This window comes from Pseudomonas sp. PME37.24/006, from assembly GCF_055556635.1.
This window is the reverse complement of record NZ_JBVHNL010000001.1, coordinates 596,220-620,464: the sequence shown is the minus strand read 5'-3', so window position 1 is coordinate 620,464 and position 24,245 is coordinate 596,220. Positions and strand designations below refer to the sequence as shown.

Annotated in this window: 23 protein-coding genes; 21 read left to right on the top strand and 2 right to left on the bottom strand. The window is 62.3% G+C overall.

Annotation, left to right across the window (positions count from 1 at the left end; translation table 11 throughout):
* The first annotated feature begins 44 nt into the window (after positions 1 to 44).
* The 5 genes from ACZ3GY_RS02860 (at position 45) to ACZ3GY_RS02840 (ending at position 4,826) form a co-directional block, all read left to right on the top strand.
* The gene (locus tag ACZ3GY_RS02860; protein ID WP_465908865.1) at positions 45 to 650 is read left to right on the top strand and encodes an LPS-assembly lipoprotein LptE; all 606 of its coding nucleotides are present in this window, start codon (positions 45 to 47) and stop codon (positions 648 to 650) included.
* A gap of 42 nt (positions 651 to 692) precedes the next feature.
* Positions 693 to 1,727: a DNA polymerase III subunit delta gene (gene holA, locus ACZ3GY_RS02855; protein ID WP_465908864.1), complete on the top strand. Its 1,035-nt coding sequence runs from the start codon at positions 693 to 695 to the stop codon at positions 1,725 to 1,727.
* Positions 1,728 to 1,984: 257 nt separating this feature from the next.
* A complete protein-coding gene (arfA, locus tag ACZ3GY_RS02850) occupies positions 1,985 to 2,152 on the top strand; it encodes an alternative ribosome rescue factor ArfA (protein WP_463563838.1) in 168 nt (55 codons plus the stop codon).
* A gap of 70 nt (positions 2,153 to 2,222) precedes the next feature.
* Positions 2,223 to 3,515, top strand: coding sequence for a lytic murein transglycosylase (locus ACZ3GY_RS02845; protein ID WP_465908863.1), 1,293 nt, complete (start codon positions 2,223 to 2,225; stop codon positions 3,513 to 3,515).
* A gap of 159 nt (positions 3,516 to 3,674) precedes the next feature.
* The gene (locus ACZ3GY_RS02840; protein ID WP_465908862.1) at positions 3,675 to 4,826 is read left to right on the top strand and encodes an acyl-CoA dehydrogenase family protein; all 1,152 of its coding nucleotides are present in this window, start codon (positions 3,675 to 3,677) and stop codon (positions 4,824 to 4,826) included.
* Position 4,827: 1 nt separating this feature from the next.
* On the opposite strand, the gene ACZ3GY_RS02835 is transcribed toward ACZ3GY_RS02840, so the two are convergent.
* On the bottom strand, positions 4,828 to 6,468 hold the full coding sequence (locus ACZ3GY_RS02835) for a Na+/H+ antiporter (protein ID WP_465908861.1): 1,641 nt from the start codon (positions 6,466 to 6,468) through the stop codon (positions 4,828 to 4,830).
* A 205-nt stretch (positions 6,469 to 6,673) separates the two neighbouring features.
* On the opposite strand from ACZ3GY_RS02835, the gene ACZ3GY_RS02830 reads away from it, so the two are divergent.
* The 4 genes from ACZ3GY_RS02830 to ACZ3GY_RS02815 all read left to right on the top strand — a co-directional run bounded on the left by ACZ3GY_RS02830 (position 6,674) and on the right by ACZ3GY_RS02815 (position 9,800).
* Positions 6,674 to 7,021: an ArsC family reductase gene (locus ACZ3GY_RS02830; RefSeq protein WP_465908860.1), complete on the top strand. Its 348-nt coding sequence runs from the start codon at positions 6,674 to 6,676 to the stop codon at positions 7,019 to 7,021.
* A gap of 39 nt (positions 7,022 to 7,060) precedes the next feature.
* A complete protein-coding gene (gene dapD, locus ACZ3GY_RS02825) occupies positions 7,061 to 8,095 on the top strand; it encodes a 2,3,4,5-tetrahydropyridine-2,6-dicarboxylate N-succinyltransferase (protein WP_225834785.1) in 1,035 nt (344 codons plus the stop codon).
* 92 nt (positions 8,096 to 8,187) lie between these two features.
* Positions 8,188 to 9,393 carry an aminotransferase class V-fold PLP-dependent enzyme gene (locus tag ACZ3GY_RS02820; RefSeq protein ID WP_465908859.1) on the top strand — a complete coding sequence of 402 codons (1,206 nt, stop codon included), beginning with the start codon at positions 8,188 to 8,190 and terminating at the stop codon, positions 9,391 to 9,393.
* On the top strand, positions 9,390 to 9,800 hold the full coding sequence (locus ACZ3GY_RS02815; RefSeq protein WP_465908858.1) for a SufE family protein: 411 nt from the start codon (positions 9,390 to 9,392) through the stop codon (positions 9,798 to 9,800). The genes ACZ3GY_RS02820 and ACZ3GY_RS02815 overlap by 4 nt, the downstream gene beginning before the upstream one ends.
* Here the strand turns inward: ACZ3GY_RS02815 and tcdA are convergent.
* Positions 9,797 to 10,609 (bottom strand): tRNA cyclic N6-threonylcarbamoyladenosine(37) synthase TcdA, encoded by an 813-nt coding sequence (gene tcdA / locus ACZ3GY_RS02810; RefSeq protein ID WP_465908857.1) that lies wholly within the window; start codon positions 10,607 to 10,609, stop codon positions 9,797 to 9,799. The genes ACZ3GY_RS02815 and tcdA overlap by 4 nt on opposite strands.
* Before the next feature lie 228 nt (positions 10,610 to 10,837).
* Between tcdA and ACZ3GY_RS02805 the strand changes: the two genes are divergently transcribed.
* The 12 genes from ACZ3GY_RS02805 to ACZ3GY_RS02750 all read left to right on the top strand — a co-directional run bounded on the left by ACZ3GY_RS02805 (position 10,838) and on the right by ACZ3GY_RS02750 (position 24,236).
* Positions 10,838 to 13,435, top strand: a complete 2,598-nt coding sequence (locus ACZ3GY_RS02805; protein WP_465908856.1) for a glycosyltransferase — start codon at positions 10,838 to 10,840, stop codon at positions 13,433 to 13,435.
* Positions 13,436 to 13,708: 273 nt separating this feature from the next.
* The gene (dapE, locus tag ACZ3GY_RS02800; RefSeq protein ID WP_465908855.1) at positions 13,709 to 14,851 is read left to right on the top strand and encodes a succinyl-diaminopimelate desuccinylase; all 1,143 of its coding nucleotides are present in this window, start codon (positions 13,709 to 13,711) and stop codon (positions 14,849 to 14,851) included.
* Positions 14,851 to 15,660 (top strand): putative RNA methyltransferase, encoded by an 810-nt coding sequence (locus ACZ3GY_RS02795; RefSeq protein WP_465908854.1) that lies wholly within the window; start codon positions 14,851 to 14,853, stop codon positions 15,658 to 15,660. The genes dapE and ACZ3GY_RS02795 overlap by 1 nt, the downstream gene beginning before the upstream one ends.
* 25 nt (positions 15,661 to 15,685) lie before the next feature.
* Complete coding sequence (locus ACZ3GY_RS02790) at positions 15,686 to 16,057, top strand: hypothetical protein (RefSeq protein ID WP_225834816.1); 372 nt, start codon at positions 15,686 to 15,688, stop codon at positions 16,055 to 16,057.
* 600 nt (positions 16,058 to 16,657) lie between these two features.
* Positions 16,658 to 17,779, top strand: coding sequence for a Re/Si-specific NAD(P)(+) transhydrogenase subunit alpha (locus ACZ3GY_RS02785; RefSeq protein WP_465908853.1), 1,122 nt, complete (start codon positions 16,658 to 16,660; stop codon positions 17,777 to 17,779).
* Positions 17,780 to 17,834: 55 nt separating this feature from the next.
* A complete protein-coding gene (locus ACZ3GY_RS02780; protein WP_225834826.1) occupies positions 17,835 to 18,146 on the top strand; it encodes an NAD(P) transhydrogenase subunit alpha part 2 in 312 nt (103 codons plus the stop codon).
* A 3-nt stretch (positions 18,147 to 18,149) separates the two neighbouring features.
* Positions 18,150 to 19,586 carry an NAD(P)(+) transhydrogenase (Re/Si-specific) subunit beta gene (locus tag ACZ3GY_RS02775; protein ID WP_465908852.1) on the top strand — a complete coding sequence of 479 codons (1,437 nt, stop codon included), beginning with the start codon at positions 18,150 to 18,152 and terminating at the stop codon, positions 19,584 to 19,586.
* Between the two features lie 577 nt (positions 19,587 to 20,163).
* Positions 20,164 to 20,655: a DUF2388 domain-containing protein gene (locus tag ACZ3GY_RS02770; protein WP_463563823.1), complete on the top strand. Its 492-nt coding sequence runs from the start codon at positions 20,164 to 20,166 to the stop codon at positions 20,653 to 20,655.
* Positions 20,656 to 21,160: 505 nt separating this feature from the next.
* The gene (locus ACZ3GY_RS02765; RefSeq protein ID WP_225834830.1) at positions 21,161 to 21,373 is read left to right on the top strand and encodes a DUF1127 domain-containing protein; all 213 of its coding nucleotides are present in this window, start codon (positions 21,161 to 21,163) and stop codon (positions 21,371 to 21,373) included.
* A 192-nt stretch (positions 21,374 to 21,565) separates the two neighbouring features.
* Entirely contained in the window at positions 21,566 to 21,883 is a 318-nt protein-coding gene (locus ACZ3GY_RS02760) for a DUF2388 domain-containing protein (RefSeq protein WP_463563821.1), read from the top strand.
* Between the two features lie 86 nt (positions 21,884 to 21,969).
* The gene (locus tag ACZ3GY_RS02755) at positions 21,970 to 22,290 is read left to right on the top strand and encodes a DUF2388 domain-containing protein (RefSeq protein ID WP_225834834.1); all 321 of its coding nucleotides are present in this window, start codon (positions 21,970 to 21,972) and stop codon (positions 22,288 to 22,290) included.
* Positions 22,290 to 24,236, top strand: a complete 1,947-nt coding sequence (locus tag ACZ3GY_RS02750; protein WP_465908851.1) for a DUF7844 domain-containing protein — start codon at positions 22,290 to 22,292, stop codon at positions 24,234 to 24,236. Before ACZ3GY_RS02755 ends, ACZ3GY_RS02750 begins: the two co-directional genes overlap by 1 nt.
* Positions 24,237 to 24,245: the final 9 nt, after the last annotated feature.

Genomic DNA, 24,245 nt, shown 5'->3' with positions numbered 1-24,245 from the left:
GCCCATGCTGGCCAGCGGAGCCGGCAGGACAAGGGGATAACGAGATGATCAAGCGCAATCTGTTGGTAATCGGCCTGGCAAGCCTGCTCGGCGCATGTGGCTTCCAGCTGCGCGGTACCGGTGACGTGACGTTCGCTCTCAAGGAGCTGGAAGTCAGCGCGCGCGACAGCTACGGCGATACCGTACGTGACGTTCGCGAAGTGCTGGAAAATAACGGTGTACGGGTATTCCCGGGCGCCGCCTACAAGCTGTACCTGGCCCGCGAGCAGGAAAGCCAGCGCTCCGCCAGCTACACCAGCTCGGCGCGCAGCGTTGAGTACGAGCGCACTCTGACCCTGGACTACGAGATCCGCGGTGCCAAGAACCTGCTGCTGCTGAACAACCAGCTGGAAGTGCAGAGCTACTACGTACAGGACTCCAATAACCTGATCAGCAACGACCAGGAGTCAGCCCAACTGCGCAGCGAAATGCGCCGTGATCTGGTACAACAACTGGCCCAGCGTCTGCAGCAAATCACCCCGGATCAGCTCGACGCCCTGCAGCAAACTGCCGAAGCCAAGGCCAAAGCCGAAGCCGATGCACTGGAAGCTGCACGCCAGCGTGAAGCTGCCCAGCCGCAGCAATCGCCCATAGAACTGCCGGTGCAATAAGCCAGTCGGGGCCACTTCGGTGGCCCCTCGGTTTCTCGACCCATGAAACTCGCCCCCGCCCAACTCGGCAAACACCTTCAAGGCTCCCTGGCTCCCGTCTACGTGGTCTGCGGCGACGAAGCACTACTGTGCCAGGAAGCCAGCGACGCCATTCGCAACGCCAGCCGCGCGCAAGGTTTCAGCGAGCGTGAGGTGTTTCACGCCGAAGCCAACTTTGACTGGGGCGTGCTCTATCAAGCCGGCGCCAGCATGTCGCTGTTCGCCGAGAAGCGCGTCATCGAACTGCGCATCCCCAACGGCAAGCCTGGCGACAAGGGCGCAGCAGCGATCATCGAGTACCTGGGTCGGCCGCCGGAAGACACCCTGCTACTGATCAGCCTGCCCAAGCTCGACGGCAACGCGCAGAAGACCAAATGGGCCAAGGCCCTGATCGACGGCCCCCATTGCCAGTTCGTGCAGATCTGGCCGGTGGACGCCAGCCAGTTGCCGCAGTGGATTCGTCAGCGCCTGGCCCAGGCCGGCATGAACGCCACTGCCGAGGCGATAGACCTGATCGCCGCCCGGGTAGAAGGCAACCTGCTGGCCGCAGCCCAGGAGATCGAGAAACTCAAGCTACTCGCAGACGGCCAGCAGATTGATGCCGGCACCGTGCAGGCAGCCGTTGCCGACAGCGCCCGTTATGATGTGTTCGGCCTGATCGATGCCATCCTCAATGGCGAAGCCGCCCACGCCCTGCGGATGCTTGATGGCTTGCGTGGAGAAGGCCAGGAGTCGCTGTTCATCGTAGTGATGCTGGCCCGCGAGCTGCGCCAACTGGCCAATATTTCCTATCAGTTCAGCCAGGGCGTGCCGCTGGACAAGGCCTTCGCTTCGGCACGCCCTCCTGTATGGGACAAACGCCGCCCGTTGGTCAGCAAAGCCCTGCAGCGTCACTCGCCCGCGCGTTGGAATGCGCTGCTGATGGATGCCCAGCAGATCGATGCACAGGTCAAAGGTCAAGCCGCCGGCGATCCATGGGCCAGCCTGTCGCGTCTGGTGTTGATGATGGCCGGTCAACGCCTGAAGCTCGGCGCGTAGAACCTGTTCACGACTGAGCTAGAGACATGCAAGGCCTGGGCGGGCCCCACAGAAACAAACGAGCAAGCAGAGTTTACAAGCTGGAAATGAGCATTCTGACTGGGCTCGCAATCCAGCTTGTTTTTAACGCAGCAGGGCCGACGCGCAGCAGATCGTGAACAGGTGCTTAACACCTACTTCAGGTGTGGACATTACCCCACTAGCGGCGCATGATTTGTTCCGCTCGCATCGACGCGAGTCTTGACCAAGGACATGCCATGAGCAAAAAAGCACGCCCGAACAAGGCCAAATCCATCATCGCCCAGCCGCTGTTCCGCTCACGCCAAGAACGCCCCGGCAAAGGAAAAGGCAGCTACCGCCGCCAAGCCTCCCAGCAGAACTGGGAGGCTTTTTCGTTTCTGGGGCTGTCGAAAAAGGCGGTCTGAACACTCGTACAGCCCGCATTCCCGCTCATCCGTGCTAAGGTGCTCGCCTGCAAAACGTGTTGAGATAATCATGCCCAACCTGTTCACTCGCGGCCTGCCTGTCACCGCTGCGGCCAGTTTTCTGCTTCTGCTCACGGCCTGTGCCGACGCCCCTGCCCAGCCCCTGGCAGCTCCGAGCACCCCGCAGAGTACTACTCCAACCAACACCGCGTTCACTCAGCCTGCTCAAGAACAACTGAGTTTCGAACAGTGGCGTGACTTGCTGCGCAGCGACGCGATGGCCGCAGGTATCAGCCCGACCCTGTTCGACCGCGCCTTTGCGGGCGTCGTCCCCAACCCGGATGTGGTCAAGGCCGACAGCAGTCAGCCAGAGTTCAGCCGCCCGGTATGGGAATACCTGAAAGGGGCCGTTTCCCCCAGCCGCGTCGCTCGTGGCCGTATCTTGCTGACGCAGAATCGCGCCATGCTTAACCAGATCGAACAGCGCTACAGCGTCGACGCGGAAACACTGGTCGCCATCTGGGGCCTGGAAAGCAACTTCGGCAGCAACATCGGCAGCCACAACGTGGTGCGCTCCCTGGCGACGCTCGCCTATGAAGGCCGCCGTCAGGCCTTCTGGCGCAGCCAGTTGCTGGCCGTTCTGCAGATTCTCCAGCACGGCGATATCGCCCCGGAAAGCCTGGTCGGCTCCTGGGCCGGCGCCATGGGCCAGACCCAGTTCATGCCCACCACCTATAACGAACACGCCGTGGACTTCGACGGTGACGGCAAGCGCGATGTGTGGACGTCTCAGGCCGACGCGCTGGCATCGGCGGCTCACTACCTGCAAGGTTCAAACTGGCAACTGCGCCAGCCCTGGGGCTTCGAAGTGCAACTACCGCAGGGCTTCGACTACGCCCTGGCCGACCCGGAAGTGCGCCGCAGCCTGAGCGAATGGCGTGCCCTTGGCATACACCCAGTTGGGCAGCCACTAGGTTCCCCACGTGACGATGCCAGCGCCACCTTACTACTGCCCGCTGGACACCGGGGACCGGCGTTCCTGCTGCTGAGCAATTTCCGCAGCATCCTGCGCTACAACAACTCAACGTCCTACGCACTGGCGATCGGCCTGCTGTCCGATAGCCTACGCGGTGGCAATGGCGTGCAGGGCGCCTGGCCGGAAGGCGATCGGCAACTGGGCCGTAGCGAACGTGTCGAACTGCAGGAGCGCTTGAACGCCCGTGGTTTCGACTCTGGCCATGCGGACGGCATCATTGGCGCCAACACGCGCAAAGCGATTCGTGCCTTCCAACTGCAGCTTGGTTGGCCGGCCGATGGCTACCCGGACAGCAACCTGCTCGACCAGTTGCGCCAGCAGAACTGACCTAGTGCGCGGTGACGCCCGTCACCGCGCACATTCCAGCGTTTGCGATTAGCCCTTTACTGGGCGACCCTGTAGTCAGGCCAGCCACGCGATCCGTGAGGGCCATACCTACCCACTTGCCGTGATCCGGCGTGGGCCAATGACAACAGAGAGGTCGCTATGCACGACATCGAGCTGGACGACGAACAACGCATGATCCGCGACTGTACCCGACAGTTCGCCCGGCGCGCCATCGCCCCCCACGCAGCAGAGTGGGAAAAAGCCGGCTGGATCGATGATGCGGTGGTAGCCCAGATGGGCGAAATGGGTCTGCTGGGAATGATCGTCCCGGACACCTGGGGCGGCAGTTATCTCGACTATGTGGCCTATGCGCTGGCCATCGAGGAAGTCTCCGCCGCCGATGCCGCTACCGGCACCCTGATGAGCGTGCACAACTCGGTAGGCTGCGGCCCGCTGCTCAATTACGGCAGCGATAGCCAGAAGGACGAATGGCTACCGCGCCTGGCCAGTGGTGAGGTGATCGGCTGCTTCTGCCTGACCGAACCGCAGGCCGGCTCTGAAGCCCACAACCTACACACCCGTGCCGAACTACGTGATGGCCACTGGGTACTCAATGGCGCCAAGCAATTCGTCACCAACGGCCGCCGCGCCGGTCTGGCGATCGTCTTTGCGGTTACCGATGCCACGCTCGGCAAGCAGGGCATCTCAGCCTTTCTGGTGCCGACCAGCACCCCCGGGTTTCGCATCGAACGCAGTGAGCACAAAATGGGCATTCGCGCCTCGGACACCTGCGCCATCGCCCTGGAGAACTGCAGCATTCCCGCCAGCAATCTACTCGGTGAGCGCGGCAAGGGGCTTAGCATCGCCTTGTCCAACCTCGAAGGCGGACGCATCGGTATCGCCGCTCAGGCCGTCGGCATCGCCCGCGCCGCCTTCGAGGCCGCGCTGCTCTACTCTCGCGAACGGGTGCAGTTCGACAAGCCCATCGGCGAGCATCAGAGCATCGCCAACCTGCTCGCCGACATGCACACCCAGATCAACGCCGCTCGCCTGCTCACCCTACACGCCGCCCGCCTGCGCAGTGCCGGCCAGCCGTGCCTTTCACAAGCCTCACAGGCCAAGCTGTTCGCCTCGGAAATGGCCGAGCGCGTGTGCTCGAAGGCGCTGCAGGTGCATGGCGGCTACGGCTACCTGGAGGACTTCCCCGTGCAGCGCTACTACCGGGATGCGCGCATCACCCAGATCTACGAGGGCGCCAGCGAGATCCAACGCATCTTGATTGCCCGGGAGCTGAAGCATTACCAACCCTGACTCAGCCCTTGAGCAGACGCGCCTCGGCGTTATCCAGGTCGCGAAGAATCTCCGCCAGCATGTCGTCGTCTAACTGGTGTTCCTTGCGCATCCGGTACAGCTCCAGGCGCTGGGTGCGCAGCGCATGCAGACGCATGCGATATTCCAGCTGGTCGGCCTGGCGCTGGTTGTCGCGCGACTCCTCGACACTGCGCGTTCGGGTGCGTTCGAGCAGGTCACGGTATTCGCTCATCAGCTTGGCGCGAATCTCGGCCGCAGCGATTGCACCGTCGGTATCTGCGGCCTTTTCATCGTCGGCCTCCAGGCAACGAATGGCCGCCTGCAGCACCTGGGCACGATGACGATTGAGCTCGCCCTCCTGGCGCGCCACATTGTCCTGGGGCAGCAGCGGCAGCAGACTCGGCAGCGCCACGCTGGCGACCAGCAGCGACAGCAGGATCACCCCGGCAGCGATGAGGATCAGCAGATCACGCTCGGGAAACGCCTGGCCATTATTGAGCAACAGCGGCAACGACATTACGCCGGCCAGCGTCACGGCGCCCCGTACGCCACCCAGGGTCAGCACTGCAGTCAGGGCGAGGCGCGACTGCCCGGCGAAACGGGTCGACTTGCCGCGCCAGCGACGCAGCATGCCGGAGGTGCGCCAGTAGCTGTAGACCCACAGAAAGCGCAGTGTCATCAGCACGGCATACACCGCCAGTACGTAGCCCAAGGCCGGAAGCAGCAGCTGCCAGCCGTCAGCGTGATCACCGATTACTGCCTTGATGATGTCCGGCAACTGCAGACCCAGAAGCAGAAAGATCAGGCCGTTGAAGGTGAATTCGAGCATCGCCCACACACCGCGATTAAGCAGGCGCGTGGTGGTCTGGCGGGGCAGCAGGTCGAGGCGGCTCTGCATCATTCCGGCGGCAACCGCCGAGAGAATGCCCGACAGCCCCAGGTGCTCGGCGGCCACGTAGGCGGCGAAAGGCAGCAACAGCATCAGCAACACATGGGGCGCTGGCTCTTCCCAGCCGCGGGCGATCATCCAGGCCCGCAAGCGCCCCAACAGATAACTCAGCGCCATGCCGATCAACAGCCCACCGACGGCCACCAGCACGAACTGCAGGCTGGCATCACTCAGAGAAAACACACCCGTCAGAGTCGCCGCCACAGCGAACTTGAACGCCACCAGACCCGAGGCATCGTTCATCAGCGCCTCGCCTTGCAGCAAGTTATTCAGGGTGCTCGGCAAGCGCCCGTGGGTGATCGCCGAAACGGCCACCGCATCGGTCGGCGACAGCACCGCCGCCAGCGCGAAACAGGCCGCCAGCGGCACCTGAGGCAACAACCAATGAATGAAATAACCCGCACCGAGAATGGTGAAGAACACCAGAGCGAAAGCGAGAAACAGGATCGGCGTACGCAGCTTGCGAAACTGCCCCTTGGGCATGCGCCAGCCATCGACGAACAACAGCGGCGGAATGAACAGCAGGAGGAACAGCTCGGGGTCGAGCCTTACATGCAGCCCCAGTACTGGTATCGCCAGCAGTGCTCCGATCACAATCTGCAGGATCGGCAGTGGCAGGGGAATGAACTGGGCACTGATACGGGTACCACTGACCACCAGCAACATGATCAGGATGGTGTAGAGAAGCTGCATGGTGGCAGAGATCCTTTACGAACAAGGCCGCATGGCTCGCATGGGCCGTGCATTCTAACGCGTCGGATACAGGCTGCGGAGGGCATGACAGTTGAGTTATACCGTAACAGCGCCGCAAGCCGGGCCGACGTGGCATAATCCACCGCTCGCTATTAACAAGGTATTGAGGAGGATTCGACGAGTGGAATCCTTCCGAGGGAAATCAATGAGTAACGTCCTTTATGGGATCAAGGCCTGCGACACCATGAAGAAGGCCCGTACCTGGCTCGACGAGCAAGGTATCGCTTACCAGTTTCACGACTACAAGACCGCCGGCATAGACCGCGGCAACCTGCAGAAGTGGTGTGACGAGCACGGCTGGGAAACCATCCTCAATCGCGCCGGCACCACGTTTCGCAAACTCGACGACGCCCAGAAGAGCGATCTCGACCAGGCCAAAGCCATCGAACTGATGCTGGCCCAACCGTCGATGATCAAGCGCCCCGTGCTGGATCTGGGCGCGCGTACGCTGGTCGGCTTCAAACCCGAGCGTTATGCCGCCGAACTGGCCTGATACCGTTACCTAAATCGAATTCGTTGCAAGGAAAAGCTCATGTCCAACACCCTGTTCAGCCTGGCCTTCGGGGTCGGCACCCAAAACCGTCAAAGCACCTGGCTGGAAGTGTTCTATGCACAGCCCCTGCTCAACCCGAGCGCCGAACTGGTCGCCAAGGTCACCGAGAAGCTCGGCTACAGCGGCGGCAACCAGGCCATTGCGCTGACCAACCAGCAGGCCGGTGAACTGGCCAGTGCCCTGAAAAATATCGACTCGGTACAGAGCGCCCTGCTCACCCGCCTGGCGGAAAGCGCCAAGCCGCTGGTCGCCACCCTGCTGGCCGAAGATGCCGCCCTGACCAGCACCCCCGAGGCTTACCTCAAGCTGCACCTGCTGTCCCATCGCCTGGTCAAGCCACACGGCCTGAACCTGACCGGCATCTTCCCGCTGCTGCCCAACGTCGCCTGGACCAGCCAGGGTGCGGTGGATCTGGTCGAACTGACCGAGCGTCAACTGGAAGCCCGCCTGAAGGGCGACCTGCTGGAAGTCTTCTCGGTGGACAAGTTCCCGAAAATGACCGACTACGTGGTACCTAGCGGCGTGCGTATCGCTGACAGCGCACGCATCCGCCTAGGCGCCTACATCGGTGAAGGCACCACCGTGATGCACGAAGGTTTCGTCAACTTCAACGCGGGCACCGCCGGCCCAGGCATGATCGAAGGCCGCGTATCCGCTGGCGTATTCGTCGGCAAGGGTTCGGATCTGGGCGGCGGCTGCTCGACCATGGGCACCCTGTCCGGTGGCGGCAACATCGTCATTTCCGTGGGCGAAGGCTGCTTGATCGGCGCCAACGCCGGTATCGGCATCCCGCTGGGCGACCGCAACATCGTCGAAGCTGGCCTGTACGTGACCGCTGGCACCAAGATCGCACTGCTCGACGACCAGAACAACTTGGTCAAGGTGGTCAAGGGTCGTGACCTGGCAGGTCAAGCCGACCTGCTGTTCCGTCGCAACTCGCAAAGTGGCGCGGTGGAGTGCAAAACCAACAAGTCGGCCATCGAGCTGAACGAAGCCCTGCACGCTCACAACTGAGCCAGGCTTTGCCCGAGCGGGCTGTGCACGCGATAGACTTGATGATCATCGCGGGCGCAGCCCGCTTTTACATTTAGCGTTATGAGATCCGGATGACCCTGATTTCCCCCTGGCGCGCCGATTTCCCCGGCATGCTGGCCCTCGACCGCGAAGGCCAGACCTACCTCGACAGCGCCGCCACGGCGCAGAAACCGCAAGCGGTACTCGATGCCCTGCTGGCCTACTACGCCGGTGGTGCCGCCAATGTGCACCGCGCCCAGCATCTGCCCGGCGAGCGCGCCACCCGCGCCTTCGAAGACACCCGCGACAAGACCGCCCGCTGGCTGAATGCCGCCGACCGTGAGGAAATCATCTTCACCCGCGGCGCCACCGAATCCCTCAACCTGCTCGCTTATGGGCTGGAACACCTGTTCGAGGCTGGCGACGAGATCGTCATCAGCGCCGCCGAGCACCACGCCAATCTGCTGCCCTGGCAACAACTGGCCGCGCGCAAGGCCCTGAATCTAGTGGTATTGCCACTGACGCCCCAGGGCGATATCGACCTGCAGCAGGCCACCACGCTGATCGGCCCACGCACGCGGCTGCTCGCGATCAGCCAACTGTCCAACGTGCTGGGGCGCAGGCAAGCGCTGCACGCGCTGATTCGGCAGGCCCGCGATCAAGGCGCCCTGACGGTCGTGGACGGTGCCCAGGCTATCGTGCACGGCCGTCAGGACATGCAGGCCCTGGATTGCGACTTTTACGTCTGCTCGAGCCACAAGCTGTATGGCCCCGATGGCGTCGGCCTGCTCTACGGCCGGCGCAGTGCACTACAGCGCCTGCAGCATTGGCAGTTCGGCGGTGAAATGGTGCAGCAGGCGGACTACCTCGCCTCGACCTTTCGCGACGCGCCGCTCGGCCTGGAAGCCGGTACGCCACCGGTATCCGGAGTCATCGCCCTTGGCGCAGCGCTGGACTACCTGCGCAGCCTCGACGCCGAAACCATCAACAACCACGAAGCCGCGTTGCACCGCATGCTGCTGACCGGCCTACACGGCTACGCGGGTCTGCGCCTGCTCGGCGAGCCGGAAACGGCGCTGGCCTGCTTTACCGTAGACGGCGTACACAGCGGCGACCTTGCCCACCTGCTCACCGAGCAAGGCATCGCCGTACGGGTCGGCCATCATTGCGCGATGCCGCTGCTACAACGGCTGGGGGTGAACGGCGCGATCCGCGTATCCCTCGCCCTGTACAACGACGAAAGCGATCTGCAGCGTTTCTTCGCCGCACTGGACAAGGCCCTGGAGCTGCTGCGATGAGCCTGCCCGACAATGCCCGTGAAGCCCTCGACGCATTCAGCGCCTGCCCAGGCTGGGAGCAGCGTGCACGCCTGCTGATGCAGTGGGGCGAGCGACTGGAGCCTCTCGACGAAGCAGAGCGCAGCGAAGCGAACCGCGTAAACGGCTGCGAGAGCCTGGTCTGGCTGGGCGGCGAACAGCGCAACGGTAACTGGCATTTCCGCGCCAGCAGCGACGCTCGCCTGATTCGCGGTCTGCTGGCCGTGCTACTGGCGCGCGTGAACGGCCTGAGTGCCGAGCAATTGGCAGAGCTGGATGTCGCCGACTGGTTCAACGGCCTAGGCCTCTCGCGCCAGCTATCGCCCTCGCGCGCCAACGGCATGAACGCAGTGCTGCAGCAGATGCGTCGGCTGATCGAGCCTACTTAGGCTTGAGGCACGAGCCGCTCCGAGGGCCGCCGGGCCCCCGCGACCAGACGATCGACGATGCGCGCCGCCGCCACCATGCCAAAGGTCGCAGTCACCATCATCACCGCACCGAAGCCGCCAGCGCAGTCGAGCTTCACGCCCTCGCCGACGAAGGCCTTGCTCAGGCAAATCTCACCATCGGCGCCGGGGTAACGCAGCTGCTCGGTGGAGAACACGCAGGGCACGCTGTAGTTGCGCCCCGGCGTGCGTGAGAAGCCGTAATCGCGACGCAGCGTGGAACGCACCTTGGCTGCCAGCGGGTCGTTGAAGGTCTTGTTCAGATCGCCCACCTGCACCTGGCTCGGATCGATCTGCCCGCCCGCACCGCCGGTGGTGATGATGGCGATCTTGCGGCGCTTGCACCAGGAGATCAGCGCCGCCTTGGCTGCCACGCTATCGATGCAGTCGACCACGGCGTCGAGCTCGACGGTGATGTAGTCGGCCATGGTGTCACGGGTCACGAAATCGGCCACCTCATGCACCACGCAGGCTGGGTTGATGGCCCGCAGGCGCTCGGCCATCACCTCGACCTTGGCACGACCGACCTGCCCTTGCAGCGCATGAGCCTGCCGGTTGGTGTTACTGACGCAGACATCGTCTAGATCGAACAGCGAGATCTCGCCCACCCCGGAGCGCGCCAGCGCCTCGGCCACCCAGGAGCCGACGCCGCCGATCCCGACCACCGCCACATGGGCAGCCGCCAGCCGCTGGGCGCCTTCACGGCCATAAAGCCGGGCAATTCCGGCGAAACGCTGTTCATCGAACGACATGCGGGCTCCTCTTGCTGGGCGCGCATTATAGGAAGCCTGGGCGTTCACCCCAAGCACCATCTGGCAGGCTTCGTAGCTGAACGCCCGGTGCCACTGAAAACGCTGCGGCTCATACTCAAACAAGCGCTCCGGGCTGTGCTATACAGTCATTCAACGACGGAGTAGCATGCGCGCCAACCGGCGCTCGCCGGCCCTCTCCCCGTTCCACCTTTCGGAACCTGACACAGCATGCTTTCGCGCAAGTTCGGCCTCAATCTGATTGTTTTCCTGGCTATTGCCGCCCTGTTCACCGGTATCTGGGCGCTCTACAACCGTCCTGTGACCGCGCCGGACTGGCCCGAGCAGGTATCCGGTTATTCCTTCTCGCCGTTCCGTCAGGGACAGAGCCCGCAAACGGGCGTCTATCCCAGTGACGAGGAAATGCGTTCGGATCTCGAGCTGCTCTCCAAGCAGACCGACAGCATCCGTACCTATTCGGTAGACGGCGCGCTGGACAAGATTCCGCTGCTCGCCGAGGAATTCGGCCTGCGCGTGACGTTGGGCGTGTGGATCAGCCCCGATGAAGAACGCAACGAGCGCGAAATCACCAAGGCCATCGAGATCGCCAATACCTCGCGTAGCGTCGTGCGCGTAGTGGTCGGCAACGAGGCGTTGTTCCGCCGCGAGGTTACCGTCAAGCAACTGACCGCCTATATGGATCGGGTGCGCTCGGCGGTCAAGGTGCCGGTCACCACCTCCGAGCAGTGGCACATCTGGGAGGAATACCCGGAGCTGGCCGACCACGCGGATCTGATCGCGGCGCACGTACTGCCGTATTGGGAGTTCATGCGCATGCAGGATTCCACGCAGTTCACCCTCGATCGCGCCCGCGATCTGAAGAAGCTGTTCCCGAAAAAACCGCTGCTGCTCTCCGAGGTCGGCTGGCCGAGCAACGGCCGCGTGCGCGGTGGCGCCGAAGCGACCCAGGCGGATCAGGCCATCTACTTGCGTACCCTGGTCACCACGCTGAACGCCCAGGGCTACAACTACTTCGTGATCGAGGCGTTCGACCAGCCCTGGAAGGCCGGCGACGAAGGTTCCGTGGGCGCCTACTGGGGCGTTTACAACCTCGACCGTAATGCGAAATTCAATTTCGAAGGCCCGGTGGTGGCCATTCCGCAATGGCGACTGCTGGCAGTTGCCTCGGTAGTCATGGCCTTACTTTCCCTGGCGTTGATGCTCATCGACGGCAGCGCCCTGCACCAGCGTGGGCGCACCTTCCTGACCTTCGTCGCCTTCGCTGGCGGCTCGGCCCTGGTGTGGATCGGCTACGACTACAGCCAGCAGTACAGCACCTGGTTCAGCATGCTGGTCGGGCTGCTGCTCGGCGTCGGCGCCATCGGCGTGTTCATCGTCCTGCTCACGGAGGCCCACGAACTGGCCGAAACGGTGTGGACACAACGACGGCGACCCTTCACGCCGGTGCTGGGCGATAGCGATTACCGCCCCAAGGTGTCGATCCACGTGCCGTGCTACAACGAGCCGCCGGAGATGGTCAAACAGACCCTGGATGCCCTGGCCAACCTCGACTATCCAGACTTCGAAGTCCTGATCATCGACAACAACACCAAGGATCCTGCGGTGTGGGAGCCGGTGCGCGACTATTGCGAAGAGCTCGGCCCACGCTTCCGCTTCTTCCACGTGGCGCCGCTGCATGGCTTCAAGGGCGGCGCGCTGAACTACATCCTGCCGCACACCGCACCGGATGCCGAAGTGGTGGCGGTGATCGACTCCGACTACTGCGTCGACCGCAACTGGCTCAAGCACATGGTGCCGCACTTCGCCGATCCGTCGATCGCCGTGGTGCAGTCACCGCAGGACTATCGCGACGGTGAGGAAAGCACCTTCAAGAAGCTCTGCTACGCCGAGTACAAGGGCTTCTTCCATATCGGCATGGTGACCCGTAACGACCGCAACGCGATCATCCAGCACGGCACCATGACCATGATCCGCCGTACCGTGATGGACGAGTTGAAGTGGGCCGACTGGACCATCTGCGAAGACGCCGAGCTGGGCCTGCGCGTGTTCGAGAAAGGCTATTCCGCCGCCTATGCCCACGACAGCTTCGGCAAGGGGCTGATGCCGGACACCTTCATCGACTACAAGAAGCAGCGTTTCCGCTGGGCCTACGGCGCCATTCAGATCATGAAGGGACACGCCCGCGAACTGCTCGCTGGCAAAGGCAGCGAACTCAAGCGTGGTCAGCGTTATCACTTCGTGGCGGGCTGGCTGCCCTGGGTCGCCGATGGTCTGAACATCTTCTTCACCGCAGGTGCCCTGCTCTGGTCGGCGGCGATGATCATCGTGCCGCAACGGGTCGACCCGCCGCTGCTGATCTTCGCGATCCCGCCACTGACGCTGTTCCTGTTCAAGGTCGGCAAGATCATCTTCCTGTATCAGCGAGCAGTCGGGGTCAACCTCAAGGATGCGGCCTGCGCAGCGATAGCCGGGCTGGCGCTGTCGCACACCATCGCCAAGGCGGTGCTGTACGGCATGTTCACCAAGTCCATCCCGTTCTTCCGTACGCCGAAGATGCGCTCCAGCCACGGCCTGATGGTGGCCCTCGCCGAAGCCCGTGAAGAAGTCTTCATCATGCTCCTGCTGTGGGGCGGCGCGCTGGGTATCGCCATCGTTCAGGGGCTGCCCAGCTACGACGTGAAGTTCTGGGTGGTCATGCTGCTGGTGCAGTCGCTGCCGTACCTCGCCGCGCTGATCATGGCACTGCTGTCGTCCAGCCCGAAACCGCTGGAAATTCCGGTGGTACAGACCGAGGCGGAGAACGCCTGATCCCGGTGAGCGACACGACAACGGCGGCCAATTGGCCGCCGTTTTCTTTTCGGGTTGGTGAGCGGCAACCGCGCAAACAATCCCTGGGTATCGCTTCGCTCAACGCCAGGCTACGGGTGCGAACTGCATCGGCTCTTGTAGCCGGGTCAAGCGAAGCGCCTTTCCATGTAGCGCCAAAAGGCTGAACGCCTACGAGGCAGGCGCGTTTTGCTTTAAGCTATGCGCCCTTCCCGCCCTGCACTGCTTTACGCGCATTACTTTACCGGAGTTCCCATGACGGCCCTGTCCCCCACCCTCGAGCTCGCCTGCGATCTGATCCGTCGGCCATCCGTGACACCACTGGATGAAGGCTGCCAAGAGCTGATGATTCGCCGCCTCGCGGCTGTGGGTTTTGCCATCGAAGCCATGCGCATCGAGGACGTGGACAACTTCTGGGCGAGCCATGGCAGCCAGGATGGCCCGGTACTGTGCTTCGCTGGCCACACCGACGTAGTGCCCACCGGCCCGGTACAGGCCTGGCAGCACAGTCCGTTCGAAGCGTTGATCGACGAGCAGGGCATGCTCTGTGGCCGTGGTGCCGCCGACATGAAGGGCAGCCTGGCGTCGATGATCATCGCCGTCGAGCGCTTCGTCGCCGAATACCCGAACCACAAGGGCCGCATCACCTTTCTGATCACCAGCGACGAAGAAGGCCCTGCCCACCATGGCACCAAGGCCGTGGTCGAACGCCTGGCCGCGCGCAACGAGCGCCTCGACTGGTGCATCGTTGGCGAGCCGTCGAGCACATCGCTGGTCGGCGACGTGGTGAAGAATGGCCGCCGTGGCTCTCTGGGTGCGACGCTCACCGTACGCGGAATCCAGGGCCACGTGGCCTACCCACACCTGGCGAAGAACCCGATTCACCTGGCCGCCCCGGCCCTGGCCGAACTGGCCGCCGAGCACTGGGACGACGGCAATGCGTTCTTCCCGCCAACCAGTTTCCAGGTCTCCAACCTCAATTCCGGTACTGGCGCGACCAACGTGATTCCTGGCGAGCTGACCGCGGTGTTCAACTTCCGCTTCTCCACCGAATCCACGGTCGAAGGCCTGCAGCAGCGGGTCAACGCCATCTTCGACAAGCACGGCCTGGACTATCACATCGAATGGGCGCTCTCGGGTCTGCCGTTCCTCACCGAGCCAGGTGCCCTGCTCGATGCGGTCAGCGCCAGCATCCGCAGCGTGACCGGTCGCGAAACCACGCCAAGCACCAGCGGCGGTACGTCCGATGGCCGCTTCATCGCCACCCTCGGCACCCAGGTGGTAGAGATCGGCCCGGTCAACGCGACCATCCACCAGGTCAATGAACGCGTACTGGCCAGCGATCTCGATGTACTCACCGAGATCTACTACCAGACCCTGGTCAAGCTGCTCGCCTGATGCTCAGTTGCCCGATCTGCCAAGCGCCGCTGCAGGCCGTCGACAACGGCGTGGCCTGCCCCGCCAACCACCGATTCGACCGTGCGCGCCAGGGTTACCTCAACCTGCTGCCGGTGCAGCACAAGAACAGCCGCGACCCAGGCGACAACGCCGCCATGGTCGAGGCGCGTCGGCGCTTTCTCGATGGCGGCCACTATGCGCCGCTGGCTGCCCGACTGGCACAACTGGCGGCCGGCTACGGCCCGCAGCAGTGGCTGGATATCGGTTGTGGCGAAGGTTATTACACCGCGCAGATCGCCGAGGCGCTGCCAGAGGCCGACGGCTATGCCCTGGATATCTCCCGAGAAGCGGTGAAACGTGCCTGCAAGCGTGCTCCTCAGCTCAACTGGTTGATCGCCAGCATGGCCCGCGTGCCCCTGGCCGACGCCAGCTGCCAGTTACTGGCCAGTGTGTTCAGCCCGCTGGACTGGCAGGAAGCCAAACGCCTGCTCGCTCCCGGCGGTGGCCTATTGCGCATGGGGCCTACTCGAGAGCACCTGATGGAGCTGCGTCAGAAGCTCTACGACGAAGTGCGCGATTACGATGACCAGAAACACCTAGAGCTGATCCCGCCGGGCATGCGCCTGGCGCACAGCGAAACCCTGAGCTTCCCGCTGCTGCTCGACACGCCAGAAGCACGAGCCGACCTGCTGGCGATGACGCCCCATGGCTGGCGCGCTAGTGCCGAACGCCGCGCTGCGGTGATTGCCGAAAACTTCGAAGTGACCATCGCCATCCGCTACGATTGGATCGAGCGTGACGCGCCTTGAGCGCCCCGACCAGATGAGGATGAAAATGCGCCAACCGGATATCGAGATTTACCTCAAGGACGCCGATCACCAGGCCATTGCCGCCTGGCTGACTCAAGCCCTGGGCCCCTGCTCCGACTGGCAACAGAAAGGTCAGACCTTCCAGTGCCGCGCTGGCGAAGTACCGGTGACCTGGCTGCCCAAGGCCGTTGGCAAATGGCACAGCCTGTACCTGGAGAGCGACGCCACGCCATGGCAAGACGACCTGGCCTGCGCGCAGGCTGCCTACGCCGCTCTGGATGTGGAAGTCCGCTGCGCGCCTGGCAGCTGGGAAGAAGAGGAAAGCAATGAGCAGGCCGATCAGTGGCTGCGCATCAGCGCCGACGGCGTGCAGGAAATCACCTGGCGCACGGGCTGATCGCACCGGGACTGCAGCCCTGGGTATCCTTCGCTCAACCCAGGCTACGGCTTAACGATCACACCGCAGGCGTGCCATTCGGCTGCACGCCTCATGAACAGCTTTCGGCCTGTTCGACTCACATAGTCTTACCGACAGCGGCGCTTGCGAAGCCAAGCACCGCAGCCCCCTGTGTAGCTTGGCGTCGAGCGAGGCGACACCCAGGTTCCGATGCCCAGCGATACGGCCTCCACACCTTGTAGCACAAACTGAATATCGCTACATAACGATCAAAAACCCTGCTCAACCACCCGCAAATGATCTTGAAAGGTGTGACACCTCGTCGCACCTGATAAAAAGACAATCAACCAAATTTTCAGACATTTATTCCTGATAGCATCAATTTTCATGAAATTAACGACTTAATTCGGTTATTTATCATAATAATTCAACATGAAAAATAACAATATCTCCGATAACTTGTAGTCATGCTAAATAAACGCTCCATGAATATTGCTTACTGATCCGCTTCCTTTGCAGAATGCGGGCTATCGACTTTAGTCGATACCGTACCTCCGTCGCCCCCCGGGTGAATCTGCAACGATCGCAGGAGATGCAAGCGTGCACATTGGTGTTCCCCTCGAAACCTATTCAGGCGAAACGCGGGTTGCCGCGACGCCGGAAACCATCAAGAAGCTGATTGGCCAGGGCCATCAGGTCACCGTTCAAAGCGGTGCCGGCATCGCAGCCAGCATTACCGACAGTGCCTATGAAGCGGTGGGTGCGAGCATCGGCGATGCTGGCGCCGCATTCAGCGCGGCGCTGATTCTCAAGGTGGTTGCGCCAGACGACACCGAGCTGGCTCGCATGCAGCCCGGCAGCGTACTGGTCGGCATGCTCAACCCGTTCAGTGTGGAAACCATAGAGCGCATGAACGCGCGCGGCATCACCGCCTTCGCCCTGGAAGCGGCACCGCGCACCTCCCGCGCCCAGAGCCTGGACGTGCTGTCGTCCCAGGCCAACATCGCCGGCTACAAGGCGGTGATGCTGGCGGCCAACCATTACCCGCGCTTCATGCCGATGCTGATGACTGCTGCCGGCACGGTGAAAGCCGCTCGGGTGCTGATCCTCGGTGCCGGTGTCGCCGGTCTGCAGGCGATCGCCACGGCCAAACGGCTGGGCGCGGTGATCGAGGCCTCCGATGTGCGTCCTGCGGTTAAGGAGCAGATCGAATCCCTGGGTGCCAAGTTCGTCGACGTGCCGTTCGAGACCGATGAGGAGCGCGAATGCGCCGAAGGCGTTGGCGGTTACGCCCGCCCGATGCCCGCCTCGTGGATGGAGCGCCAGGCCAGGGCGGTGCACGAACGGGCCAAACAGGCCGACATCGTCATCACCACTGCTCTTATCCCAGGTCGCAAGGCGCCCACGCTGCTGCACGAAGCCACCGTCGCCGACATGAAACCCGGCTCGGTAGTCATCGACCTCGCCGCGATCCAGGGTGGCAACTGCCCACTGACGGAACTGGACAAGGTGGTGGTCAAGCATGGCGTGACCCTGATCGGCCACGGCAATCTGCCGGCCCTGGTCGCCGCCGATGCCTCAGCGCTGTATGCCCGCAACCTGCTCGACTTTCTCAAGCTGGTGATCGACGAGAGCGGCGCCTTCCACCTCAATCTGGAAGACGACATCGTTGCTGCCTGCCTGATGTGCAAAGACGGCGAAATCGTGCGCATCAACAAATGATGGCCTCCCTCTCTTTATGGAGAGGGCCAATCACTACAAGAAAAGGATCACCCCGATGGATCTGATTTCCGACGGCATCTACAACCTGATCATCTTCGTGCTGGCCATCTATATCGGCTACCACGTGGTCTGGAACGTCACCCCAGCCCTGCACACCCCACTGATGGCGGTGACCAACGCAATTTCTGCCATCGTCATCGTCGGCGCCATGCTGGCCGCCGCGCTGACCGTCACCCCACTGGGCAAGACCATGGGCACCCTGGCCGTGGCCCTGGCGGCGGTCAACGTCTTCGGTGGCTTCCTGGTTACCCGGCGCATGCTGGAAATGTTCAAGAAGAAGGCCCCGAAAGCCCCGGTGGAGAAGTAATCGATGAGCATGAACCTGATCACCCTCCTCTACCTCGTGGCCTCGGTGTGCTTCATTCAGGCGCTCAAGGGCCTCTCGCACCCGACCACCTCGCGGCGCGGTAATGCCTTTGGCATGGTCGGCATGACCATCGCCGTGCTCACCACCTTCGGTCTGATCTACAAACTCGGCAGTGAACTGGCCGTGCAGGGCATCGGCTACGTGATCGTCGGCCTGCTGGTCGGCGGCACCGCCGGCTCAATCATGGCCAAGCGCGTCGAGATGACCAAGATGCCGGAACTGGTCGCCTTCATGCACAGCATGATCGGCCTGGCCGCCGTGTTCATCGCCATCGCCGCTGTGGTCGAACCGCAATCACTGGGTATCGTTGCCAGCATTACCGACCCGATTCCTGCCGGTAACCGCCTGGAGCTGTTCCTGGGCGCGGCCATCGGCGCCATCACCTTCTCCGGCTCGGTGATCGCTTTCGGCAAACTGTCTGGAAAGTACAAATTCCGCCTGTTTCAGGGCGCACCGGTACAGTTCGCCGGGCAGCACCTGATCAACCTGGCTGTTGGCCTGACGATCCTCGCGCTCGGTCTTTACTTCACCTTCACCGGCAATCTGACCGCGTTCGCCATGCTGGTGGCCCTGGCCTTCATCATCGGCGTGCTGATCATCATCCCGATTGGCGGCGCCGACATGCCGGTGGTGGTGTCGATGCTCAACAGCTACTCGGGCTGGGCGGCGGCCGGTATCGGCTTCTCGCTGAACAACTCGATGCTGATCATCGCCGGCTCTCTGGTTGGCTCCAGCGGCGCGATCCTCTCGTACATCATGTGCAAGGCGATGAACCGCTCGTTCTTCAACGTCATTCTCGGCGGCTTTGGCGGGGCGACGGATGCAGGCCCGGCAGCAGGCAGTGGAGAGCAGCGCCCGGTGAAATCCGGCTCTGCCGACGATGCGGCATTCCTGCTCGGCAACGCCGACAGCGTGATCATCGTGCCCGGCTACGGCCTGGCAGTGGCCCGTGCCCAGCACGCCTTGAAGGAACTGACCGAAAAGCTGGCGCACAAGGGCATCACGGTCAAATACGCCATCCACCCGGTGGCTGGACGCATGCCGGGGCACATGAACGTGCTGCTGGCGGAAGCCGAAGTGCCGTACGACCAGGTGTTCGAGATGGAAGACATCAATGCCGAGTTCGGCCAGGCCGATGTGGTACTGGTGCTCGGTGCCAACGACGTGGTCAACCCGGCAGCGAAGAACGATCCGAAATCGCCCATCGCCGGCATGCCGATCCTCGAAGCCTTCAAGGCCAAGACCATCATCGTCAACAAGCGCTCAATGGCCAGCGGCTATGCCGGCCTGGACAACGAACTGTTCTACCTGGACAAGACCATGATGGTATTCGGCGACGCCAAGAAGGTCATCGAAGACATGCTCAAAGCCGTGGATTGAAAGCTCTTTCAGCCTCAAGCGTTTCTTTTGATTGATCGTTCCCACGCTCCGCATGGGAACGATCACCCAACCTCAGAAAGAACCCACCCTCATGTCAGGCTTTTCATCGCCCCCTCTGGGAGAAAACTCGCCGCCCACACGCCCGGTACAGTTCTCGACAAGTTGAAATCTTACCGAAAAAATACGGCCTGGCCGCCCCCGCCTCTTTCCTTCTCCAAGCGGATCATGAAGTGCCTCAACAGCCACCGAATGCCGCTGTGGAGCGGTAAAGGAACATGTCATGAAACCTTTGCGCAACGCCACATCGCCGCGATACCGCTCAAGATTTCCTGCCCACTGCAGCGCCTGCTCGTGAATTGGCAGCAGCGTGTGCATACACGCCGGTAGCTCGCCTAACTGGACGCCTATATTGGGCGATTTAGCTCTCTACCTAAGTAGACCATCAGGCATAACTGGCCAAACAACTCTGCCGAGAGTGATGCGCTGGCACAGTACTCGCCGACTAGGCAGGGATTGCGCTAGAGTGCGCGTCGCCGCAAAAAATACGCGGTCTGTCAGCGTGTTCAAGGAGTGAACCATGCGCCCTCGTTTCGTCCGCCGAGCCTGGCGGAGCTTGTTTTTATCTTTTGTCTTCGGCCTCTCAGTGGGCTCAGTGGCTGCAAACCCGTCTTCCAGCGTATGGCTGGGCTACGAGTTCGACGGCGACATTCCGCTTACCGCGCAAACTACCGGCAAGGGCATTTACGGATATGGCGCAAACCCAACTGCCTCGACAACTCTGCTGCCTATTGGGACGGTGCTAGACCCTCTGGTCACCACCTATGTGTGTGTCTATTCCAGCGTCGAGGATATCGCCAATGCTCTTTCGACGGGCGAACAGAAGATCGTAAGCGCTCAGGACGATGCCGCGATGCACGTGGCCACTGCCGGGGAATACCGCTCGGCCAGACTGGAAGCAGCTTTCGAGCACCTGCGAGGCTTCTGGTACTTCGAGCGTCTCGACTCGCAACAAATGGCCACCTTCATCCTTGCCATCTCGTCACCGGGTGGCGATGTCCTAGGACGCTGAACGCAGAGCTTCGGAGTGCGTCTGCCGGCTATATGACAGCCCCCGTGTGCTTTCATCTAGCCCCCCTGAGCAATCTAAAAAAAGACGAAGGCCGTAAAAGCCTTCGTCTTTTTTCATTCAGGTAACCGGGACGCAATGAGCGAGTAACAGTGCGCAAATATCTGACACAGAATTTGCATACAAATACAGCATGGTGCGATCCGGGCTTGATGGCGCAAAAATAAAAATAATGAGCTAAGCAACGACAGCGCACAATTGAAACTGTATCGGCTGCTTATCCCTGAAAATAATAAGTTTTACAGGTCAAAGCACTGCCAAACGACACGAGTCACGGCAAATCCACAAACACCGGTACAGTTATCCTCTAAATTAGCGAAACAGTTACAAAGCAACCTATCTAGTACGCAGCTTATTTACTTCAGCTGTGGCTACTGCTAGCCCCGCCCAAGGACGAAAATAGGCACCAGAACTTACCAACCCCGCCAAAAGCGGAAGGATGCACACCATGGAACGTACCCTCAGTTCCGATCTGCTTGTCGACAACTCGTCCAAATCTGCCACCAGCCTGCCGCTGAATCTTCTCGCTACTCTGCTCCTGTGGCAGCGTCGCATCGTCAGCCGCCGCCAACTGGCGCGTCTCGACACTCGCCTGCTGGCCGATGCCGGCATCAGCGAAAGCCAGCGTTACGCCGAACTGAGCAAACCGTTCTGGCGCTAATCGCGACCGTTGAGCTTCTCCCGCAAAACCCCGCCGGCATGCAGCGCCTGCGGGGTTTTGTCGTTTAAGGCTAGGTGATTCGCACAAGCGCCAAGTCGCATACACCCTTACACAAACTGTGCAGGTCTTTTTCAACGGTTCCACGCGAAGCGGTTAGAATGCTCGCTTTCAGCGAACCGTAGAGTCCAGACCATGCCAATCGCCCGCACCCTCGCGTTTTTCAGCCTGTTCAGCCTGGCCGCTGGCGCCTCTGCCAGCAGCTTTCTGGTGACTACCGATACTCTGGTCGATGCACTCGCAGGCACCATCGATACCACCTCCAACGCGACCTCCTCGGTTGTCGACAACAAGGTCGTGCTGGCCGCAAAGGATGACGCTGCCAGCTTCGTCGCTAGCCAGGGCACGCTGCGTGGTGCGCACCTGGAAGCCGCACTGCAACACATCCGCGGCCGCCTGCCGACGTTGCAAGCCGATGATGGGCAACTGGCGCAGGCCATCCTCGCGCTTTAAACACCTGATCATTGCTGGAACTGCGGCAGGTGTTCTTCGTCCAACCAGCCAATCCAATTTATTCTCATCCCGTTCGGAGACCGTTCATGAAGCGTCCGTTGTTCGCCGCCGCTGTATCCCTTGCCCTGTTCGCCGGCGCCGTTCAGGCCCAGACCCTGGTGGCCACCAGCAACATCATCGTCCGCGCCCTCGATCGCACCATCGACTTCACCTCGGATACCACCACGTCGGTTCGCGACATGAAAGTGGTCATCGAAGCCCGTGACGACGCTGCCAGCTTCGTCGCCAGCCAAGGCGACATCCGCGGTGCCCAGCTGGAAGCCGCCTTTGGCGCCCTGCGTAGCCAGCTTCCCGAAGCGCAGAATGCTTCCGATCAGGTATTGGCCGAAGCCATTCTCGCTCTGTGATGGCCCCCCGCGGCTGGCTTCTGCTGCTGACTTTGCTAGTCAGCACGGCCAGTCACGCCCAGCTCAAGCTGACCCTGGATGACGGCCAGCTGAACAGCGTCGAGCGCCAGGCCAGCCTGGCGCTGCTCGACGAAGCCGTGGCAGCAATGCCTCCGCGGCTGCGTGAATCGGTAGATCGCGAAGTCAGGGTGCGTTGGGTAGCCATGCCCGAGCAGATCTATGGGCGCGCTGGCCGCTTCAGCGGTGTCGAGCTCAATGCCAGCCTGTTACCCGGCCTCGCCGACGGCAGTGCAGCAAAGGCTGCCACCGGGCGCCCCCATGGCACCGTGCGCAACGAACTGCTGGCCACTGTGCTCCATGAAGTGACACACCTTTATGATCGCGGCGCTTTTTGGGGCACTGAACAGCGCACGCTGCTGCAGCGCTGCCAGCGCCAGAACGGCAGCATGGGCGCAGTCGGTTTGCCGGCCGAATGCCGTGGCCAGACCGAACGCCGCTTCACTCTCAGCGACGATCCACGCCTGCTCGACCTGGCCGGCTGGCCGCAGCGCGTCGGCACCCGTGGTGAACGCGACCAGCAGAACGGCCAAGTGGCGCGCAGCCCGGACATCTACGAATTGAGCAACGCCCGCGAATTCGTCGCGGTGAACATGGAGTACTTTCTCCTCGACCCCGAATATGCCTGTCGCCGCCCTTCCCTGGCGCGCTTCTTCAGCGAGCATTTCGGCTGGTCACCGGCGAACGCCACGCCTTGCGGCACGGGCTATGCTTACCTCAATGCAGGCCGCGATTTCGACAAGCAGGCGCTGGCCAATCTCGACCCCGAGCGGGTCTACGAAGTGGACTATCTGCTCGCCGAAGCCAACCAGAACATGGCCAGTCGCTGGGGCCACAGCATGCTACGGCTGGTGATCTGCGCACCGGGCCGGCCACGTGGGCCGGACTGCCGGCTGGATCTCGATCAGCATCTGGTGCTGTCTTACCGAGCCTTCGTCGGTGACGTCCAGCTGTCGAGCTGGGACGGCCTCACCGGCGCCTACCCCTCGCGCCTATTCGTGCTGCCCCTGGCCCAGGTGATCGAGGAATACACCAAGGTCGAGCTGCGCAGCCTGGCCTCGGTGCCACTGACGCTGCCCCGCGCTCGCCTCGAGCAACTGGTCGCCCGCGCAGTCGAGCAGCACTGGAGTTATGACGGCGACTACTTTTTCGTCTCCAACAACTGTGCGGTGGAAACCCTCAAGCTGCTGCGTAGCGGAACCGATATGGCGCGCCTGCAGGACCTCGACAGCATCACGCCCATCGGCCTGCTGGAAGTACTCGAAGCACGCGGCCTGGCCGATAGCAGCATGCTCGAGAACTCCCGCGAGGCGCTGCGCCTGGGCTACCGCTTCGACTCGTTCCGTGACCGCTACCAGGCCATGTTCAAGGTGCTGCAGCAGCGTCTACCGATCCGCCAACAACGCGTCGAGGACTGGCTGGAGCAGCCGTCCAGCGAACGCCGACAGTGGTTCGAGCAGGCCGACCTGCGCGCCAGTGCCGCCATGCTGCTGCTCGAACAGGCGGCGATGCGCCGTCAGCTACTGCTCTCCCAGGACGAACTCAAGCAGCGCTACCTGACCGGCCGCGCCGCCAAGGATCCGAACCTGGACAAGGCCGGTGACGCCCTGGAGCAGATCCTCGCCGGCACCGGCTTTCTCAGTCGCCCGGCAGAATTGCTCGAGGGTGGTTATGGCCTGCCGCAACAGGGTGAATGGCAGCGCCTGGAAAGCGAAACCCGCAATCGCCAGCAGCAACTGAGCTTGCTTAGCGCCGACCTCGACGAGGAAGTGCGTCGCCTGCTGGAGCCTCAACGCCTCGCTGAGCTGGAGGCCAACGAGACCAATCTGAAGCTGCTTGGCGATCACCTACGCACGCTGCACAAAGCCAGCGGCGGGCTGCAGTTGTAGTTATCACTC

What these genes read in the sequence shown, in the direction of transcription:
- ACZ3GY_RS02860 (WP_465908865.1), top strand. Translation starts at nt 45, where the DNA reads ATGATCAAGCGCAATCTGTTGGTAATCGGCCTGGCAAGCCTGCTCGGC.
- holA (WP_465908864.1), top strand. Translation starts at nt 693, where the DNA reads ATGAAACTCGCCCCCGCCCAACTCGGCAAACACCTTCAAGGCTCCCTG.
- arfA (WP_463563838.1), top strand. Translation starts at nt 1,985, where the DNA reads ATGAGCAAAAAAGCACGCCCGAACAAGGCCAAATCCATCATCGCCCAG.
- ACZ3GY_RS02845 (WP_465908863.1), top strand. Translation starts at nt 2,223, where the DNA reads ATGCCCAACCTGTTCACTCGCGGCCTGCCTGTCACCGCTGCGGCCAGT.
- ACZ3GY_RS02840 (WP_465908862.1), top strand. Translation starts at nt 3,675, where the DNA reads ATGCACGACATCGAGCTGGACGACGAACAACGCATGATCCGCGACTGT.
- ACZ3GY_RS02835 (WP_465908861.1), bottom strand. Translation starts at nt 6,468, where the DNA reads ATGCAGCTTCTCTACACCATCCTGATCATGTTGCTGGTGGTCAGTGGT.
- ACZ3GY_RS02830 (WP_465908860.1), top strand. Translation starts at nt 6,674, where the DNA reads ATGAGTAACGTCCTTTATGGGATCAAGGCCTGCGACACCATGAAGAAG.
- dapD (WP_225834785.1), top strand. Translation starts at nt 7,061, where the DNA reads ATGTCCAACACCCTGTTCAGCCTGGCCTTCGGGGTCGGCACCCAAAAC.
- ACZ3GY_RS02820 (WP_465908859.1), top strand. Translation starts at nt 8,188, where the DNA reads ATGACCCTGATTTCCCCCTGGCGCGCCGATTTCCCCGGCATGCTGGCC.
- ACZ3GY_RS02815 (WP_465908858.1), top strand. Translation starts at nt 9,390, where the DNA reads ATGAGCCTGCCCGACAATGCCCGTGAAGCCCTCGACGCATTCAGCGCC.
- tcdA (WP_465908857.1), bottom strand. Translation starts at nt 10,609, where the DNA reads ATGTCGTTCGATGAACAGCGTTTCGCCGGAATTGCCCGGCTTTATGGC.
- ACZ3GY_RS02805 (WP_465908856.1), top strand. Translation starts at nt 10,838, where the DNA reads ATGCTTTCGCGCAAGTTCGGCCTCAATCTGATTGTTTTCCTGGCTATT.
- dapE (WP_465908855.1), top strand. Translation starts at nt 13,709, where the DNA reads ATGACGGCCCTGTCCCCCACCCTCGAGCTCGCCTGCGATCTGATCCGT.
- ACZ3GY_RS02795 (WP_465908854.1), top strand. Translation starts at nt 14,851, where the DNA reads ATGCTCAGTTGCCCGATCTGCCAAGCGCCGCTGCAGGCCGTCGACAAC.
- ACZ3GY_RS02790 (WP_225834816.1), top strand. Translation starts at nt 15,686, where the DNA reads ATGCGCCAACCGGATATCGAGATTTACCTCAAGGACGCCGATCACCAG.
- ACZ3GY_RS02780 (WP_225834826.1), top strand. Translation starts at nt 17,835, where the DNA reads ATGGATCTGATTTCCGACGGCATCTACAACCTGATCATCTTCGTGCTG.
- ACZ3GY_RS02775 (WP_465908852.1), top strand. Translation starts at nt 18,150, where the DNA reads ATGAGCATGAACCTGATCACCCTCCTCTACCTCGTGGCCTCGGTGTGC.
- ACZ3GY_RS02770 (WP_463563823.1), top strand. Translation starts at nt 20,164, where the DNA reads ATGCGCCCTCGTTTCGTCCGCCGAGCCTGGCGGAGCTTGTTTTTATCT.
- ACZ3GY_RS02765 (WP_225834830.1), top strand. Translation starts at nt 21,161, where the DNA reads ATGGAACGTACCCTCAGTTCCGATCTGCTTGTCGACAACTCGTCCAAA.
- ACZ3GY_RS02760 (WP_463563821.1), top strand. Translation starts at nt 21,566, where the DNA reads ATGCCAATCGCCCGCACCCTCGCGTTTTTCAGCCTGTTCAGCCTGGCC.
- ACZ3GY_RS02755 (WP_225834834.1), top strand. Translation starts at nt 21,970, where the DNA reads ATGAAGCGTCCGTTGTTCGCCGCCGCTGTATCCCTTGCCCTGTTCGCC.
- ACZ3GY_RS02750 (WP_465908851.1), top strand. Translation starts at nt 22,290, where the DNA reads ATGGCCCCCCGCGGCTGGCTTCTGCTGCTGACTTTGCTAGTCAGCACG.